Below are 17039 nucleotides of genomic sequence, written 5' to 3'. Positions count from 1 at the left end.
CTTGACCCGCAACTCTTTTCTGTTACCGACGAATACTGGTAGGTCTTATGCAAGAAATTATGGAATTTGTCAAAAGCAACCCGATGATGAGTGGTATCTGGGTCGTGCTGTTAATCGCGCTGATTGTGACCACGATTCGCTCGGCTATGTCACCGACAAAAAACTTAGAACCGCAAGAGGCCACGGTATGGGTAAACCGCGGTGATGGCGTTTTTGTTGATATTCGTAGTCCGGATGAATTTAAGAAAGGACACATTCACGGATCGGTGTCATTACCGATGGAAAAAATTAAACAAAAAGAACTTTCCTCTATTGAAAAGTTCAAAGAAGCCCCCATTGTGATAGTCTGTGCAACAGGAATGACGGCAAAATCGGCAGTTAGCCAGCTAACGGCTGAAGGCTTTACTCAAGTTGCTGTGCTGCAAGGTGGTATGAACACATGGCGCAGCGCCAAATTGCCGGTTTCGCAGAAAAAATAATAAAATTCGTCTAATACTTAAAAAAGAATAGGAAGTAAAATCATGGCTGAAGAACAGCAAGCAAACGGCGCAGCAGCTGAAAACCAACAGCAGCAAGTACAATTCGCTATTCAGCGTATCTACGCTAAAGACATCTCTTTCGAAACTCCAAGCTCTCCGGCTATTTTCCGTAAAGAATGGAAGCCTGACCTTAAATTAGACCTGAACGTTAAACACGAAAAAATTGAAGACGGTGTTTACGAAGTGGTACTGACTCTGACAGCAACTAACAAAGTTGAAGACGACGTTGCTTTCCTTTGTGAAGTACATCAGGCGGGTATTTTCACTATTGGTGAAGAAGTTCAGGACGGCCAACTGGCACACATGCTGGGTTCTTTCTGCCCGAACATTTTGTTCCCTTATGCTCGTGAGTGCGTTTCAAACCTTGTTAACCGTGCGACTTTCCCACAGTTGAACCTGGCTCCTGTTAACTTTGATGCGATTTTCCAGCGTCATATGCAGCAGCAAGCTGAACAGGCTCAGGGTCAGCAAACTGCAGACGCGTAAGCAGATACAATAATGCAGACACCTCAGGTGACAGTATTAGGGGCGGGCTCTTACGGGACCGCCCTTGCTATTTGTTTTGCCCGCAAAGGTATTCCTACTACCTTGTGGGGGCGGGATGCCGATAAAGTTGCCGTTATGCAAACGGCTCATGAAAACGAAGAATATCTGCCTGCGTGCCCGTTTCCCGAATCATTAAAGGTTACTGCCGACTTAGGCGAAGCCCTTAAAGACGTGAAAAACGTGGTGGTCGTAGTTCCCAGCCACTCGTTCTCGTCTATGCTGAAGCAGGCAAAACCTTTGTTAGCGGAACATGCCCGCGTTGCCTGGGCAACCAAAGGGTTAGAGCCGGACAGTGGACGTCTTTTGTACGAAGTCGCAGAAGATATTCTGGGCGACGAGCATCCGTTAGCGGTGTTATCCGGCCCCACTTTTGCTATTGAAATGGCTAAAGGCTTACCTACTGCCATTTCGATGTCGTCAACTGATCAGGCCTTTGTCGAAGAGCTTTCCGGGCTTCTGCATTGTGACCGCTCTTTCCGGGTTTACACCAACAACGACTTTATTGGTGTGCAGTTGGGGGGCGTGGTTAAAAATGTCATAGCCATTGGTGCTGGTATGGCCGACGGTATTGGCTTTGGTGCTAACGCCCGCACGGCGCTTATTACCCGCGGGTTGGCTGAACTCACCCGGTTAGGTCTGAAGTTAGGCGCAAAAAGCGAAACCTTTACCGGTATGGCGGGTTTGGGTGATTTAATTCTTACCTGTACCGACAATCAGTCGCGTAACCGCCGTTTTGGCATGGCTTTAGGCAAGGGTAAAGGGGTTGAAGAAGCGCTGAAGAGTATCGGGCAATCGGTTGAAGGCTACCGTAATACCCGTGAAGTGGTTGCTTTAGCTGCGCGTAACGAAGTGGAAATGCCCATCTGTGAGCAGATATATGCGGTCCTTTATGAAGGTAAAGAACCGCAACAGGCCGCTATTGATTTATTAAGCCGTGAGCGTAAAACGGAGTGATCTGTTTACAGTGACCTGTTTTACGCCTTTATTTACACACGTATCTACGAACTGACCAACTGTTGTTCCATTACCTGCCACTGAGCCGAGAAATGCTCAGTCGGTAAACGCTTAAAGTTAGAGCGTACAAACTGGCTGATTTTGCCATCGGCATAGCTTAGCAATAAGTTCGCTAATACCGCTTCGTCCACAATAAAGCGCTGCTGTTCGCGCATCGCTTTCTCGCGCAGTATCTGCTTAATTGAACTCTCTATACGGTTGAACAAATCTTCCATACGACCCCGCAGACGGTCATGCTCCCCCATTAATGCATCACCTGTCATAACACGGGTAATACCGGGGTTACGTTCGGCAAACGTCAGCAACAGTTGCAATATTGCGTGACAGCGGGAGAGGGTGTTTTTCTCCTCGTCCATAATCATATTAATACGGGTTAGCAGGGTGTCTTCAACAAACTCGATAAGCCCTTCAAACATCCGCGCTTTCGACGGAAAGTGACGATATAAAGCCGCCTCTGAAACGCCTAAATTAGCCGCCAGTTTTGCTGTAGTAATGCGCTGACCCGGGCTGGTTTCCAGCATTGCCGCTAAAGCCTGTAAAATTTCTTCACGACGGTTACGTTTTTGTTCTGCCATGACAGTAACTTTCCTTATTTGAGAGGCCAGAATGATTAGTTGCTGTAACTACGAACGACCAGAATGACCAAAACCACCTTCACCACGATCCGTCTCGTGGAACTCTTCAACAATCGACATTTGCGCCTGCACAACTGGCAAAATCACTAGTTGCGCAATACGGTCGCCGGGCTCAATGGTGTAAGCCTGGTTACTGCGGTTCCAGCAGGACACTTTAAGCTCGCCCTGGTAGTCCGAGTCGATAAGGCCGACCAGGTTGCCCAGCACCAGACCGTGCTTATGGCCCAGCCCTGAACGCGGTAAAATAGTGGCCGCATAATTCGGGTCGCCAATGTACATGGCAATACCGGTGCCTATTAACTGGGTTTGACCCGGTTCAATAGTCAGCGGCTGGTCCAGGCAGGCACGCAGATCCATTCCGGCAGAGCCCTGTGTGGCGTATTCAGGAAGCGGAATAGACTGGCCAATGCGGTCATCTAAAATCTTTACTTCGACTTGCGTCATGGAGTTCTCACTTTCTTATTAATTGGCAGTGGTATTAAAATAACGTGTGGCTATCGCGTCGATAATTGCAATAGCCATATCATGCTTGCTCATTGTTGGAAGTGACTGCTCACTGTCCTTACTCAAAATAATGGCGTTATTGCTGTCGCTGTTAAAACCCAGCCCAACCTGACTGACGTCGTTAGCGACAATCATTTGCAGTTGTTTTCGTTCCAGTTTGCGTAGCGCGTTGGCTTTTAGGTTTTCAGTTTCGGCCGCAAATCCAACAGTAAAAGGTGGTTTTTCAGAGCTGGCTACCTGCTGCAGAATGTCCGGGTTTTGCACCAGCTTGAGTTGTGGCGGCTGGTTGTTCTGTTCTTTTTTAATTTTCTGCGAGGCAACCTCAGCAACCCTATAGTCTGACACGGCAGCACAGCCAATAAACACATCGCAGTTTGGCAGTTGCTGCTGTACCGCGTTTAGCATTTGTTCGGTGGTTTCCACGTCAACGCGCTGAACACCGGCGGGCGTTGGCAGTTGTGTCGGCCCCGAGACTAAAATGACTTCAGCCCCTGCATGTGCAGCAGCTTCAGCCAGGGCATACCCCATTTTTCCGGAACTGTGGTTACTGATGTAGCGCACCGGGTCAATGGCTTCGCGGGTTGGCCCTGCGGTAATAACAAAGGTTTTCCCCTGCCAGTCTTGTTTGGCTTTAGGGGCTTTTTTTATTAACGCCTGCACAATTTCTGTAGGGTCACTCATGCGGCCGTAACCGACATCGCCACAGGCCTGTTCGCCACTTTCCGGGCCTATCATTTGCACACCACGGCTGAGTAACGTTTCAATATTTTCCTGAACCGCAGTAGCCGCCCACATTTGTTGATTCATTGCCGGAGCAATGGCGAGCGGTGCTTTACTGGCTAAAACCAGGGTACTCAACAGGTCATCGGCAAAGCCGTGAGCAATACGGGCAATAGTGTTAGCCGTTGCCGGAGCAATAAGAATTTGGTCAGCCCAGCGTGCCAGTTCAATATGGCCCATAGCGGCTTCTGCTGTGGGATCCAGCAGGTCGTCGCTGACCGTAAAGCCGGACACAGCTTGTAAGCTAAGTAGGGTTACGAAGGCTTTAGCACCGGCAGTCAGCACCACACGAACTTCTGCGCCCTGCTCACGCAAACGGCGCACCAGGTCAGGTGCCTTATAGGCGGCAATGCCACCGGTAATACCTAAAAGTATGTGTTTGTTCTGCAGCTGTGCCATGCGAACCCCTTAGTGTTAAGTCGTGTAAAGATAACATGAGACCCCGTAACTGGGTAGATGGTCGTTATACTTCTCTCTTAAGAATTAAGGTAAGAATTAAGGAGAAAAGAATGAGCGTCAAGGAATGGCCCGTTTCGGAACGACCCAGAGAAAAACTACAGACTCAGGGAGCAGAATACCTGAGTGACGCAGAATTATTAGCCATTTTACTTGGTAGCGGCAGTGGCGGGCAGGACGTTGTCAGTTTTGCGCGTCGTTTACTAAGTGACTTCGGCGGTGTAGGCGCTTTGTTAACAGCCACTCCTGAGCAGCTATTGGCTTGCAACGGCATAGGCCCGGCCCGTGTGAATCAGTTGCGGGTTGTGCTGGAATTGTCACGACGCTACCTGAAATGGCAGCTGGAGCGTTCAGACGGCTTTACCGAACCTACCATGGTCAAAGACTATTTAACCTCGCAGCTGCGTCATCAAGGCCGCGAAGTCTTTGCTATTTTACTGCTGGACAGCCAGCACCGGCTGTTACGTTACGAAGAACTCTTTCAGGGCACCATTAACGCCGCGCCGGTGTATCCACGTGAGGTAATAAAGCTGGTTATGCAGTATAATGCGGCGGCGGTTATCCTCGCACATAATCATCCATCGGGTGTTGCAGAGCCCAGCCAGGCTGACCAGCGAGTCACCGAGCGGGTCAAAAAAGCCCTGACTTTAATTGATGTGGCGCTGTTGGATCATTTCGTGGTGGGTGCCGGCGATCCAATTTCTTTTGCAGAGCGCGGATTGTTGTAGTTTTGTACTGGCGGTTTGGTTAAAAATCACGTAAAATCCGCACCGAACGATCGATGACGATCAAATTTCCGTCGTATAAGCTTGATTAGAAGGGCAGTTTGCTGTATAAAATGCGCCCTCGGATTTATAGGCAAGGTCACGTTGGGCGACAGGCGAGCTTGCAGCAATTTTGGAGTAAAGACATGTCACAAGTATGCCAAGTTACAGGTAAGCGTCCGGTAGTCGGTAACAACCGCTCGCACGCACGCAATGCGACTAGACGTCGCTTCCTGCCGAACCTTCAATCGCACCGCTTTTGGGTAGAAAGCGAGAAGCGTTGGGTTAAGTTACGCATTTCTACTAAAGGTATGCGTATCATTGATAAAAACGGTATCGATACGGTATTAGCGGATCTCCGCGGCCGTGGTGTTAAGGTTTAAGGAACTAAATTATGCGCGATAAGATTCGTTTAGTGTCATCTGCTGGTACAGGTTACTTCTATACCACAGACAAAAACAAACGCACCATGCCAGAAAAAATGGAGATCAAAAAATTCGATCCAGTGGTTCGTAAGCATGTGATCTTCAAAGAAGCTAAAATCAAGTAATTGGTTTAAAGCTTACAAAAAACCCAGCTTCGGCTGGGTTTTTTATTGGGTGATGCTTGGTGTTTTTACTCTTAAAATGTACTAACTCAACAATTATTCAAATTTACTAGCGTTACTTCGAAGCTGAGAGGATATATTTTCATTTAGCTCCAGGAAACTAAAGTCTTTTCCCCAATAATACTTAAATTCTTCAGTTCCTTCAGAGCTATCGAGCATCTGTTTGAGGTCAAAAATTTCAGCAAAGTTATCATCGTTTACTTCGTAATTACCCCATCCCCCGGATTCCATGGAAACATATTTTAGAAAGTTATTTTTAAAGTCTTCAGCTGCGGATACTAGCTCTTCGTTCTCGTTTAACCTGGTTTCCAGAAATTCCTTATCGTCATCACTGAGCGAACCGGATACCTCCAGTTCACCAGATTTATTGATAGAAATCCCCCAGTAGCTGTCGGCTAAATCAGGTCGTTCTCGATTTAATTCGGTCATAAACTGTTCGTATGAGGAAAACATGCTTTCAGCGGCTTTATGTACATCTCCACCAGATGTATAAAGATGAGCAAATGCCAGCCCTGATTCATAAGAGTATTCTTCCAACGTTTTCGTACTCGTTATCGTTCCCATATCTCCCGATATGTTTATCGGTTTACTGTAAACAGGAGACGTTTCCCGTGAGTTTTCTTTATGATAAACATCCCGAGCTAGTTGATGAGTCGCATTTCGTAATGACTCTTTGCCGTTGTCCGATGGACTGACTTTTACAGTTGAATTCGATACTACTTGAGGCAGGACACCCGCTCCATGGCCGCTGACTTTCATATCATTTCCCTTTCTTGCACCTGTATTCTATAAATATCGGCACTCAGTGTTTTAACTTAATATTTTGTTAGTAAAAAGTTTCTTAATTCGCGAACTGCAGATACCTTAACCCCAGGTGCGATAACTTATTGATACCATTACCCATTTTAAATAACGGCTAGCCGCAAGAAGTCACTTTTAGAAAAGCTAAAGATACTTATCATAATAGTTTGTTGATCGATTTAACTTTTCAGTATAATTTTTAATCTCCGAAACAAAAAAGGACGTTTACGGTGAAAAAATTAACATTGCCACTCTCTCTTTTATCTCTATTATTTTCAGCGCACATTTTTGCAGTGGAACACGAGCTAGAGTCTGCAGGACAAGTCGATAAGTTTGTGATTAAGGGGCTCCCTTCTCAAAACGCGGTTGTTTCCAGTGTGAGTAAACAGACTATTACCGACAGTGCGATAACCCCCATTTGCCCGACGCTTGCTACGGGAAGCCTTTATACACTTAGCAACTCGCAAGCTGGTGAAAACGTTTGTTATCATTTTGAAATTACGGAGCGAAGTAAAACGACGGCATTATTGGTTGGTCAATCCACCGATACGAATGTCAACCTCAGCATACTCAGGCATAACCCCGACGATACCTTTACCGTCATTGGCAGCTCGGCAAATACAGGTAATCAGGATGAAGCGGTTATTGCACTGACGGAGCCGGGCCATTATTACTGGTTTATGGAAGTGATTGAATCGGATGGCTCACCTTATAACTTCGGTGCGGCCGTTGCTACCAACCTGGATGCTTACGAATTTAATGATACCGTTGCAACGTCAACAATATTACCGGACAGACAGAATAAAATCGTCGGCAACATGGACAGCATTAACGATGTTGATTACTTTGAGTTTACGGCGGTGAATGGGCAGAATTTATCCGTCGTATTAGAAGATGACCTGACTAACGAGTATTTCTTTGAGGTTTACAATAGTGGATGGGTACCAATTCCGGCATATTCTTATCGACTGTTATCAGGTCTTCAGCCCGGTCAAAAAGTGAATTTACGAGTCAGACCAAATGACGCACTACCCGCTAATCCGGAAAATAATTACACGTTAACGTTAGCGTCAATAGTGGATTCTTTTGACGACGACATTTCCGGTGAAAGTAATGTGACACGTATTCCATACTCCGCGCAAAACGATCCCTATCTTACCACGCAGGCCTACAATACATTGAGCTGGTCCCTTGTACTTAGAGATTCAACCGGCAAACCTATTGAAGGGGCAGTTGCAACGTTTCGTTTTATTAAGAATCTAGCGGATACCGGGAACACCCTAACGAATTATGAGGTTATGTCTGATGAGAACGGAGAAATATCAGAGCAAATAAATCTTAACTCTTGTAACCCAAATATTCCCCCTGTTCAGCACACGGAATACAGTTTCGGGTACGAAAATGTATGGGAATCTGAAGTAGAGGTAGGTGCCTGGAGGCTAGAAATACCGACTAATAAAGGTCTCGATGAAAATGGCAACCCTCATAGAATTGGCATTGGAGGGGAAAACGTCAAGACTGTAACCTTTGGTCATATTTGTAATCAAAGATTAATATCAAGTAATCCGACATAATGTGTTTGAGGACTCCCGTGAGGGAGTCCTCAACAATTATTCAAATTTCCTAGCGTTACTTCGAAGTTGTCGCGAGATACTATCATTTAGCTCCAAGTAACTTAGCTCGGGGTTCTCCAAGCTTTTGCCCCAAATTCTCTTATAGTCTTCATCTGCCCGAGAATTTTCGAGCATCTGTTTTAGGTCAAAAATATCATCAAAGTTACTTTCATTGGCGTCGTATTTCCCCCAACCAAGAGACTCCATAGAAATATACTTTAAAAAGTTATCCTTAAAGTCCTGGGCAGAGGACACAAGCTCCTCATTTTCATTTAATCTGGTCTCCAGAAACTCCTTATCAGCATCACTGAGTGAGCCGGAAACTTTCAGTTCTCCAGATTTATTGATAGAGATGCCCCAGTAGCTGTCGGCTAAATCGGGCCGCTCTTGGTTTAACTCAGCCATAAACTGTTCGTATGGGGAAAACATGCTTTCAGCGGCTTTATGCACATCACCACCGGGGAAATACAGGTTAGCCCATGCAAGCCCCGATTCATAGGAGTGTTCCTCCCACGTTTTCGTGTTCGTTATGGTTCCCATATCTCCCGATATGTTTATCGGTTTACTGTAAACCGGAGAGATTTCCCGTGAGTTTTCTTTATGATAAACATCCCGAGCTAGTTGATGAGTCGCATTTTGCAATGACTCTTTACCATTCTCTGATGGACTGGCTTTTGCAGTTGAATTCGATACTACTTGAGGCAGAACACCTGCTTCCTGGCCGCTGACTTTCATATCATTTCCCTTTCTTGCACCTGTACTCTATGATTATCGGCAGGTTATCTCTTAACTGTAGTAACTTGGTTAATTTATGTCCTTCGGTTGTCCGAGAGCCTTATTTCGCTTGCCTCATGACTAATTTCGTTTAACTTTGAAACTTCAGAAATCACTAAAAACTCAAGGTTTTTTCTCTTTCACCGATAACAAGTTGATATATCAAATCGCAGTTTCTTATAAGCAGGCTTTGTTATGGAAATTAATAGAAATGCATTAACTCAGACAGTGACTCAGTTAGCCAACGAAAAGTTAAAGGTTGCTGTGAGTGAACAGCCAATAAGTCAGGCAGAAAAGGGGCTGGATAAGGACGTTTATCATAAAAACCAGAAAATTTCGTCAGATGAGCAGGTAACTTATGACAGACCTTTTACTATCGAAGCTCATAAATCTGAATCAGCCTTAATTGACAAAATGACAAATACCATTACTTTCGGTGAGTTACCCAAGCTACTTAGAAGCATGCAGAAAGAATACCAAATTTTTATGGCAAACTTGCAGAAAGACAATCCCTCATTAGCAAATAAAGACTGGGGGTTTTCTATTGATAGCGACGATAAGCTTGTGGTTTCAGGCAATATAACTGAAAACGAAAAAGAGTACTTAGAATCTGAGCTCAATTCAAATACTGAGATTCTGGAGTTAGCGAAGGAAGTTCCTGATATTTTCATTAAAGGGCAGGAATATGACAGGGGTTACGACGGAAAAGGGCAATACTGGGGGAAATACGACGTTACTCAAGAGAACTTCAAAGATATAATTGATATTAAAGAAATTTTAGATAAATCATATACGACGAATCGTGGTGAAATTTTCAAAGGTAACTTTGATATTTTCAAATACCAAAGCAATTTGCAAAGCCAGCTAAGCGGGAAAGCCGAAGCTAAATATAGCTACTAGTAAATTCTGTAAAGCTGGGGAATCCTCTATTTATCGAGGTGGGTCAATAATGCCCGAGATGCTGGCATTAATACGGAACCAGCCGGTAATGCTGAAGCGGTCACGTTCCGAGCGTTGTACTTCATGCACAAAGCGGTCGCTTAAAAACACCACTAAACGCCCTTGTTTAGGCAGTACGGTTTCCAGCACCTGTCCCTTGTCGCCATAAATAACCAATTGCCCGCCGTCGGTTTCCTGCCATTCAGGGTTCAGGTAAAACACCGTTGTGAGCACTCGGTTGCTTCTGCCCTTAAACGCATCCAGGTGCTTCTTATAAAACGCGCCTTTAGGATAATGCGCCAGGTGGCATTCGTAATCGAACAGGCCAAGAAAGAGCTCGCGGTTAAATTCGTGGCGTAATTCATCCATAATGCTGAGGTAGTCTTTATGACGCGGTTCTTCCGGAGTTAACCAGTAAATACGGTCGTTGCGAACCATGGTATTAATGGTCTGGTTTTGCTGGCGGCCGATACCAGCCAGATTCCAGTATTGCGCGGGTAATTGCTGAGCGTATTGATACAGAGCCTGCGAACGCTGCGGCTGCAGGAAATTATCGATAATGCAGTAGCCGTGGTCAGCAACTTTGTCGATAATATCAGATAGCACCATAATGCAATAAAGCTCCGTACTTTGTTGTCGCGCGAGAATATAGGGTATTCTGTCTCCAGTAACAAGGAGTACGGCAACAAGAAAACTATTCGAACCTTAGCACAAAGAGCGCAAGCCGATGAAAGTGAATGAGAAGCGAAAAATATTTGGGCTGACCATGACCCGAAGAGCATGGAACAACGTTCTGGTTTACGTGATATTAATTATCATGGTGGTGTTCTGGTACGTCGCTCCACCGGTTAAAGAGGAAGCGGATGACGGTATTGCGCAAGAGGCTGAATCGGGCGAAGTCATTGGCCTGATACCGAATGACGGAAACTTGAGAGCAATACAAATTGACCAGCTGAAGTTAGCGTTAAATGATGGACAATGGCAATGTCAGGCTCCATGTCGCTTATCGGAAAAAGCGGCCGCTAGCGTCGCTGAAAATTGGTTGGCATTAACCATGACGCCAACCGAACAGCCAGCTGAAAATTTAATAACGGAAATTTATTTTGGTTTTGTCGGGGGCGAAGAGGCGCGTATTGAGCTTTATGCAGAGCCAGAGTTGATGATCCGTTTGCCGAATCAGCAGCAGAATTACCGCGTAATAGAATTTACTGCCAGTCAATTACTGGGTCATTAAGGAAGTTATCGATTTATGCCAGAGTTACCCGAAGTTGAAGTCAGCCGTTTAGGCATTTCTCCACACATTGAAGGCCGCACAATTAAGTCGGTTAAGGTTCACGATAAACGCCTGCGCTGGCCGGTTCCGGAAACTGTGCATCAGGTCGAAGGGCACGTGCTGCGTTCGGTCAGCCGCCGCTCAAAATATTTGTTGTTACAGACGGATAACGGCTGTTTGATATTACACCTGGGTATGTCGGGTAAGCTGCGCGTGGTTCCAGCCGAAACAACTCACTACAAACATGACCATATTGATATTGAGTTCGATAACGGCCAAACCCTGCGTTTGAACGATCCGCGGCGTTTTGGTGCTTTGCTTTACAGTGACGGTGATGTGAGCGGGCATGAACTATTAAGCCAACTTGGCCCTGAGCCGTTAACCGACGCGTTTAATATCGACTATTTATTTGAACGCTCACGCGGGCGTTCGCAGTCGGTGAAAACCTTTCTTATGGATAATAAAGTGGTCGTGGGTGTTGGCAATATTTACGCGAACGAAGCCTTGTTTAAGGCGGGTATCAACCCGAAACGGGCGGCCGGGAAAATCAGTAAAGTGCGCTACCAGAAACTGGTGCCGATAATAAAAGAAACTCTGGCAAGTGCTATTGAACTGGGTGGTACTACCTTAAAAGATTTTACTCAGGTGGACGGTAACCCAGGCTATTTCGCTCAGAAACTTCAGGTTTACGGGCGTGGCGGTAAGCTTTGCATGGTGTGCAGTAACCGGTTGAAAGAAATTCGTCTGGGTCAGCGCAGCACGGTGTACTGCACCCAATGCCAGCGCTAGTTTGGTTTTTAACTCTTAGTTCTCAACAAGCTTCAGTAATTCGCTGACAAAGCGCTCCGGCTCCGAAATAAACGGGGCGTGTGCGCTTTTGGTGAATACCACAGCTTTTGACTCCGGCGCCAGTGCGGAAATATCGTCGATAGCGCGCTCCGGAACCAGGCTGTCCAGCCGTCCGTAAAAACGGTTAAAGGGAACTTCAATGTTTGGTAGTTGCTGGCGCAAATCTGCAGTTTGTAATATGGCCAAGGACTGTTTCAGCACACCCTGGTCTGGCATTGGCTTGGTAAATATCAGCTGTTTTACCTGCTTAACCTGTTCGCGTGCGTCCTCGCTGCCCATGGCCTGAATCGCTAAAAACCGCTCAATGGTTTTTTTAAAGTTGCTGTCCAGTTGCTGTTGAAACTGTTCCAGAATGGTTGGCTTAATACCCACCCAGTCGTTGCTTTCCACAAAGTGCGGTGACGATGCAACGGTGGTTAGGGACATAACCCGGTCAGAATGCGTCAGTGCAATTTGTGTGGCAATTAACCCGCCTAAAGACCATCCCATTAAATGAAAGCGTGGCGGCAGGGCAGGCATAATTTGCTCTACAAAACTTTCCAGTGAAACGTCATTTTCTGATGACCAGACAGAGTCACCAAAACCGGGCAGGTCGATGCAGTACAACTGAAAGTGCTCGCTTAATGCCGGTACCACAGGTTGCCAGATACTTGAATTCATTCCCCAGCCATGGAGTACAACAATAGGGGGTCCTGTGCCACAGCACGTTACCGAAAGGCTCACTATACTACCTGTCCGAGTTATTAACTAAGGGGTGGTATGCTATCGTTTTTACAGTGTTTCGCCAATGCTTTTGAACTGGGTACCTGCTGGAGTTGCGGTTATTCTAAGGTGGCCGCCGCAAGCCTTTGCTCTTATTGCGAAGAAGCTCTACCGCGTTGGTATCCGCGCTGTTGTCAGCATTTGTCCGATATTGAACAGCATTTAGTGACCGGGCAAAAAACTTGCCGCTACTGGTACGGTGCATTGCGCTGGGAGCCTCAGGTACAGCAGCTTATTACTCAGTTTAAATTTCGTCATAAAGCTGAACTGGCATCTTTATTGGCAAACCAGTTAGCGGCTCATTTACGCCTTTGTTACCGCGAACAGGCAATGCCGGACTGCGTTGTTGCAGTGCCTATGACGCAACAAGCTTGGCGTAAAAGAGGCTTCCACCAGACTGCATTACTGGCGCGGCATGTGTCAGTGGCTCTTGAGTTACCTTATATTGCGGGTGGGTTACGTAAAATACGAGCGGTGCCCATGCAGCACATGGCATCAAAGTCGTTACGCTGGGAGAACAGTCGGGGCAGCCAACTGGCTTTGCAGGATTTTAGTGGCTGTACGGTAGCGGTTGTGGACGACGTGCTGAGTACCGGCGCCACTATGATGGCAGCAGCCGATGCGCTCTACAAAAAAGGGGCTAGAGCGGTGGATGCGTGGGCGGTTGTCTATAACCAGCACGACTAGAAACTGCAGGGCGTTTCGGTTACACTATACCCTAGTAATTTACTCAGGTATAAGCCGTGAGGTCAGTATTTATGATTCGTATTTCAGAAGCAGCGCAGTCCCACTTTCAGAAGCTATTAGCCGATCAGCCCGACGGCACGTGTATTCGTGTGTTTGTGGTGAACCCCGGTATGGCGAATGCAGAGTGTGGTGTTTCTTATTGCCCGCCAGATTCGGTCGAACCGGACGACGAGCGTCTGCCGTTTAATGGCTTTGATGCCGTAGTGGATTCAGGCAGTGCGCCTTTTTTAGAAGACGCTGCTATTGATTTTGAAGAGCAGGAAATGGGATCTCAGTTAACTCTGAAAGCCCCGAACGCCAAAGCGCGTAAAGTTGCTGACGACGCACCGCTAATTGAGCGGGTAGAATATGTGATTCAGGCAGAGATTAACCCCCAGCTGGCCAGCCACGGTGGTCAGGTGATGGTGTCAGAAATTACGGATGACGGCGTTGCTATTTTGCAATTCGGCGGTGGCTGTAATGGTTGCAGCATGATTGACGTAACCCTGAAAAACGGCATTGAAAAAGAGTTGCTTGAGCGTTTCCCGGAAGAAGTGAAAGGCGTGCGTGATATCACTGATCATGAGCCCGGAGAACACTCCTACTACTAGACCTTTCGATTATACAACTTAGTATCTTTCGATTTTTTGATGTTAAAAATATGTGATCCCTTGCACAAATAATGCTCGTAACGATATTTGCCTAATCAATACGAGGATTTAAATTATGCAAGGGATCAAAAAACTGGGTGTCATAGCGACATCGCTTTTTCTCATCACAGGTTGTGACTGGTTCGACAGTGACAATGACGATACTAACACACCACCTCCTGAAGCTGAATCAAGCTTTGTACGGGTACATCACACGTCTGCCGATTCGCCCAACGTTAATGTTTTAGCAGGTGAGACCGCATTATTAGAGAATGTACCTTACCACACGTCTTCCGGCGTTCTGGAAGTTGATGCTGGTGACTATGACATTACGGTTCAGGGCATTTTACCCGATGACAGTACCGTTAATGCTATTGGTCCGGCTTCCTTAACCTTTGCTGCAGATACTCGCTACGAAGTTTTTGCCGCCGGTCAGCTGGCTGACGAATCACTAGAACCGTTAATTTTATCCAATCCCGTATCAGAAGTGGCTGCCGGTGAAAGCCGTATTCAGGTGGTACATGTTGCGTATGGTGCGCCGACTGTCGATGTGTATCTGACAGCCCCGGACGCTGAGTTAAGCAGTGCTTCAGCAACTTTAACGCTTGCTTACGGGGAAGACAGTGGTCAGGTTGATGTTGAAACCGGTGACTACCGTATTCGTTTAACCGGTGCGGGTGACGATGCTGTAATTTTCGACTCAGGAACCGTGAACCTGGCCGACGGCGGTGACTACATTATTGCCGCAACCAATAATGTTGCTGCCAACTCTGCAAATTCGCCCGTCACTCTGCAAGTGAGCGACGGTGAGGCAACCACCTTAATTAATGATGCAGACGCTGGTGCGGATGTTCGTGTTGTGCACGCCGTAGCTGATGCACCGAATGTTGATGTGACATTAAACGATGCTGCGGATCCTCAAATTGCAGACCTGGCATTTTTAAGTGCAACAGACTACTTAAATCTGGAAGCCGCTGAATACAGTGTTGATGTTGCCGCTGCCGGAGGTTCTCCCGTAGTGCTTGAGGATCTGCCTCTGGAAGTAGAAAACGCAATGAGTTATTCAGTTTATGCTGTCGGTGAACTGAGCACTATTGGTTTGCAAGTGTTGACCGAAGAACGTCGCAGCGTGGCGACTGAAGCCAAAATACAGTTGGTGCATGCAGCACCAAGTGCCGGTAATGTTGATATCTATGTCACTGAAACCGATGATATTAGTGGCGCAGACGCTGCTTTTACCGATATTGCGTTTGACGCAGAAGGCCTGGTGAGCACTGGCAACGTTCCGTTAACTCCGGGTGACTACGTGGTTACTGTAACCGCAACAGGTACGCAGGACATTGCTATCCAGACGCCGGTTCTGACTTTAGAGGGCGGTGGTATCTACACGGCAGTTGCCGTTGATGCAACCAGTGGCGGCTTGCCTCCGCAGCTTATTCTGATGGATGACCTGGCGAACTAAAGTATTTAAGCCAAATTGCCTGGGTAATACCACGCATGAGTAAAAAGCCGCTGAGAGCTAACCACAACCCGTGGTTCTCCAGCGGCAATCCCGCCCACCATAAAGGCAGAAAGCCAATTAAAGCGCTTAATATCATCGTATTACGCATACCACGGCTGAACGATAAACCAATGAAAACACCGTCAAACCAATAGCTCCAGTGGGCGATAAGTGGCAACACCACTATCCATGGCAGGTAGTTTTCGGCAACCCGGATAATTTCGGGAATATCGGTAATAAGGCGAATAATTGCACTGCCGGCCAGGGCGAAAACTAACGCATAAACCACAGCAAAGAGTGACGACCAGAGCAAAGTAATTTTGCACCAATAACGGATTTTATCGTAACGCTTCTGACCTTTAGCTTCGCCGGCTAAAGCTTCTACAGAATAAGCAATGCCATCTAACCCCAAAGAGATTAGCATTAGGAACTGCATTAGTACGGCGTTAACCGCCACCATGGTACTGCCGTAGCGAGTGGCGTAGCCGGTCATGGTTGCCATACACAGTTGCAGTATCAGACTGCGTATAAAAATATTACCGTTAACGCCTAAAAACTGACGCAGCTGCTGAAACTTCAGCTGCCAGTGGTGCAAATGCCAGCCCAGCGCACGGGCGGTCCAGTAGAAGCCGACAATAGCGGTAACCCACTCAGCACTAAGCGACGCCCAGGCGGCGCCTTTTACATTCAGTCCAAAGCCCAGTATCAGTATAACGTCCATAACCACATTAACGGCGTTGGTAATTATCACCAGAAGCATGGCTTTGCGGCTATTTTGTCGGCCTAATAATACCCCCAGAGCGACGAGCGTAATCAACGAAGCCGGTGCCGACCATAAGCGTATTTCGATGTAGTCGCGGGCGTAGCCTTCGAGCTCGGCTGAAGGGGCGATAACCCACATGGCTAATTCATTAATTAAAGGGCTGGCAACCGCTATTAAGACGCCCAAACTCAACGCAATAACAATACCGTTATTGAAGTGCTGGCGCTGAGCATGTATGTCATCGGCACCGTATGACTGGGCTATATAACCGGTTGTGGCCATGCGCAGAAACACCGCCAGCAGATAAATAAAACTGACTACCATGGCGCCAATGGCAACAGCCGACAAGTAGATAGCGTTCGGCAAATGACCTATGATGGCGGTATCGACTAAACCGAGAAGTGGCGCAGCAATATTGGAAATGATCATTGGCAGGGCAATCGCAAAAACGCGGCTGTGATCAGACAATGAAAATCCAAACAGCTTGTGCATAACTTTCCTTAAGTAAACTCGGTTAATGACGGCTTATATACTTTATCAGGA

General features: G+C 46.8%; 21 protein-coding genes. 13 read left to right on the top strand and 8 right to left on the bottom strand.

The features are described 5' to 3' along the window. Nucleotides 1–47 precede the first annotated feature (47 nt). Genes NJR55_RS00745 through gpsA form a run of 3 tightly spaced genes read left to right on the top strand, consistent with a single transcriptional unit; the run spans nucleotide 48 to nucleotide 2039 of the window. Nucleotides 48–479: a rhodanese-like domain-containing protein gene (locus NJR55_RS00745; RefSeq protein WP_253616949.1), complete on the top strand. Its 432-nt coding sequence runs from the start codon at nucleotides 48–50 to the stop codon at nucleotides 477–479. A 42-nt stretch (nucleotides 480–521) separates the two neighbouring features. Next, a complete protein-coding gene (gene secB / locus NJR55_RS00740; protein WP_011233498.1) occupies nucleotides 522–1025 on the top strand; it encodes a protein-export chaperone SecB in 504 nt (167 codons plus the stop codon). A 12-nt stretch (nucleotides 1026–1037) separates the two neighbouring features. Then, entirely contained in the window at nucleotides 1038–2039 is a 1002-nt protein-coding gene (gpsA, locus tag NJR55_RS00735; RefSeq protein ID WP_253616946.1) for an NAD(P)H-dependent glycerol-3-phosphate dehydrogenase, read from the top strand. A gap of 44 nt (nucleotides 2040–2083) precedes the next feature. Here the strand turns inward: gpsA and slmA are convergent, their stop codons facing one another. The 3 genes from slmA to coaBC are packed head-to-tail and all read right to left on the bottom strand — an operon-like array spanning nucleotide 2084 to nucleotide 4417. Next, entirely contained in the window at nucleotides 2084–2674 is a 591-nt protein-coding gene (gene slmA / locus NJR55_RS00730; RefSeq protein ID WP_253616944.1) for a nucleoid occlusion factor SlmA, read from the bottom strand. A gap of 48 nt (nucleotides 2675–2722) precedes the next feature. Beyond that, complete coding sequence (dut, locus tag NJR55_RS00725) at nucleotides 2723–3178, bottom strand: dUTP diphosphatase (protein ID WP_011233501.1); 456 nt, start codon at nucleotides 3176–3178, stop codon at nucleotides 2723–2725. 18 nt (nucleotides 3179–3196) lie between these two features. Continuing rightward, nucleotides 3197–4417, bottom strand: a complete 1221-nt coding sequence (gene coaBC, locus NJR55_RS00720; RefSeq protein ID WP_253616942.1) for a bifunctional phosphopantothenoylcysteine decarboxylase/phosphopantothenate--cysteine ligase CoaBC — start codon at nucleotides 4415–4417, stop codon at nucleotides 3197–3199. A 110-nt stretch (nucleotides 4418–4527) separates the two neighbouring features. Between coaBC and radC the strand changes: the two genes are divergently transcribed. From radC to rpmG, 3 genes are all read left to right on the top strand, one after another. Beyond that, the gene (gene radC, locus NJR55_RS00715; protein ID WP_011233503.1) at nucleotides 4528–5202 is read left to right on the top strand and encodes a RadC family protein; all 675 of its coding nucleotides are present in this window, start codon (nucleotides 4528–4530) and stop codon (nucleotides 5200–5202) included. 182 nt (nucleotides 5203–5384) lie between these two features. Next, on the top strand, nucleotides 5385–5621 hold the full coding sequence (gene rpmB / locus NJR55_RS00710; protein WP_011233504.1) for a 50S ribosomal protein L28: 237 nt from the start codon (nucleotides 5385–5387) through the stop codon (nucleotides 5619–5621). 11 nt (nucleotides 5622–5632) lie between these two features. Further along, nucleotides 5633–5788: a 50S ribosomal protein L33 gene (gene rpmG / locus NJR55_RS00705; RefSeq protein ID WP_006953863.1), complete on the top strand. Its 156-nt coding sequence runs from the start codon at nucleotides 5633–5635 to the stop codon at nucleotides 5786–5788. A 93-nt stretch (nucleotides 5789–5881) separates the two neighbouring features. Here the strand turns inward: rpmG and NJR55_RS00700 are convergent, their stop codons facing one another. Further along, nucleotides 5882–6604 carry a hypothetical protein gene (locus NJR55_RS00700; protein WP_253616939.1) on the bottom strand — a complete coding sequence of 241 codons (723 nt, stop codon included), beginning with the start codon at nucleotides 6602–6604 and terminating at the stop codon, nucleotides 5882–5884. Between the two features lie 272 nt (nucleotides 6605–6876). Here NJR55_RS00700 and NJR55_RS00695 point away from each other — a divergent pair, with 272 nt between their 5' ends. After that, nucleotides 6877–8220: a hypothetical protein gene (locus tag NJR55_RS00695; RefSeq protein WP_253616937.1), complete on the top strand. Its 1344-nt coding sequence runs from the start codon at nucleotides 6877–6879 to the stop codon at nucleotides 8218–8220. A 36-nt stretch (nucleotides 8221–8256) separates the two neighbouring features. Here the strand turns inward: NJR55_RS00695 and NJR55_RS00690 are convergent, their stop codons facing one another. Continuing rightward, nucleotides 8257–8994, bottom strand: a complete 738-nt coding sequence (locus NJR55_RS00690) for a hypothetical protein (protein ID WP_253616935.1) — start codon at nucleotides 8992–8994, stop codon at nucleotides 8257–8259. A 234-nt stretch (nucleotides 8995–9228) separates the two neighbouring features. Between NJR55_RS00690 and NJR55_RS00685 the strand changes: the two genes are divergently transcribed. Further along, nucleotides 9229–9933, top strand: a complete 705-nt coding sequence (locus NJR55_RS00685) for a hypothetical protein (RefSeq protein WP_253616933.1) — start codon at nucleotides 9229–9231, stop codon at nucleotides 9931–9933. 30 nt (nucleotides 9934–9963) lie between these two features. On the opposite strand, the gene NJR55_RS00680 is transcribed toward NJR55_RS00685, so the two are convergent. Beyond that, entirely contained in the window at nucleotides 9964–10581 is a 618-nt protein-coding gene (locus NJR55_RS00680) for a 2OG-Fe(II) oxygenase (RefSeq protein WP_034818930.1), read from the bottom strand. A gap of 118 nt (nucleotides 10582–10699) precedes the next feature. Here NJR55_RS00680 and NJR55_RS00675 point away from each other — a divergent pair, with 118 nt between their 5' ends. After that, the gene (locus tag NJR55_RS00675) at nucleotides 10700–11206 is read left to right on the top strand and encodes a hypothetical protein (RefSeq protein ID WP_253616931.1); all 507 of its coding nucleotides are present in this window, start codon (nucleotides 10700–10702) and stop codon (nucleotides 11204–11206) included. 15 nt (nucleotides 11207–11221) lie between these two features. Continuing rightward, on the top strand, nucleotides 11222–12034 hold the full coding sequence (mutM, locus tag NJR55_RS00670) for a bifunctional DNA-formamidopyrimidine glycosylase/DNA-(apurinic or apyrimidinic site) lyase (protein ID WP_253616929.1): 813 nt from the start codon (nucleotides 11222–11224) through the stop codon (nucleotides 12032–12034). Between the two features lie 15 nt (nucleotides 12035–12049). Here mutM and bioH read toward each other — a convergent pair whose 3' ends face one another. Then, nucleotides 12050–12817 (bottom strand): pimeloyl-ACP methyl ester esterase BioH, encoded by a 768-nt coding sequence (bioH, locus tag NJR55_RS00665; RefSeq protein ID WP_338034522.1) that lies wholly within the window; start codon nucleotides 12815–12817, stop codon nucleotides 12050–12052. A gap of 36 nt (nucleotides 12818–12853) precedes the next feature. Here bioH and NJR55_RS00660 point away from each other — a divergent pair, with 36 nt between their 5' ends. The 3 genes from NJR55_RS00660 to NJR55_RS00650 all read left to right on the top strand — a co-directional run bounded on the left by NJR55_RS00660 (nucleotide 12854) and on the right by NJR55_RS00650 (nucleotide 15694). Then, nucleotides 12854–13543: a ComF family protein gene (locus tag NJR55_RS00660; protein WP_253616925.1), complete on the top strand. Its 690-nt coding sequence runs from the start codon at nucleotides 12854–12856 to the stop codon at nucleotides 13541–13543. A 71-nt stretch (nucleotides 13544–13614) separates the two neighbouring features. After that, complete coding sequence (gene nfuA / locus NJR55_RS00655) at nucleotides 13615–14193, top strand: Fe-S biogenesis protein NfuA (RefSeq protein WP_253616923.1); 579 nt, start codon at nucleotides 13615–13617, stop codon at nucleotides 14191–14193. Between the two features lie 115 nt (nucleotides 14194–14308). Further along, a complete protein-coding gene (locus NJR55_RS00650) occupies nucleotides 14309–15694 on the top strand; it encodes a DUF4397 domain-containing protein (RefSeq protein ID WP_253616921.1) in 1386 nt (461 codons plus the stop codon). On the opposite strand, the gene NJR55_RS00645 is transcribed toward NJR55_RS00650, so the two are convergent. Next, complete coding sequence (locus NJR55_RS00645) at nucleotides 15666–16988, bottom strand: MATE family efflux transporter (RefSeq protein ID WP_253616919.1); 1323 nt, start codon at nucleotides 16986–16988, stop codon at nucleotides 15666–15668. The two genes, NJR55_RS00650 and NJR55_RS00645, sit on opposite strands and share 29 nt — an antisense overlap. Nucleotides 16989–17039 lie beyond the last annotated feature (51 nt).

Origin of the sequence: Idiomarina rhizosphaerae, assembly GCF_024159085.1 — a bacterium.
Taxonomy (GTDB): Bacteria; Pseudomonadota; Gammaproteobacteria; order Enterobacterales; family Alteromonadaceae; genus Idiomarina; species Idiomarina rhizosphaerae.
The sequence above is the reverse complement of the archived record's forward strand: the minus strand, read 5'-3'. Positions and strand labels throughout refer to the sequence as shown.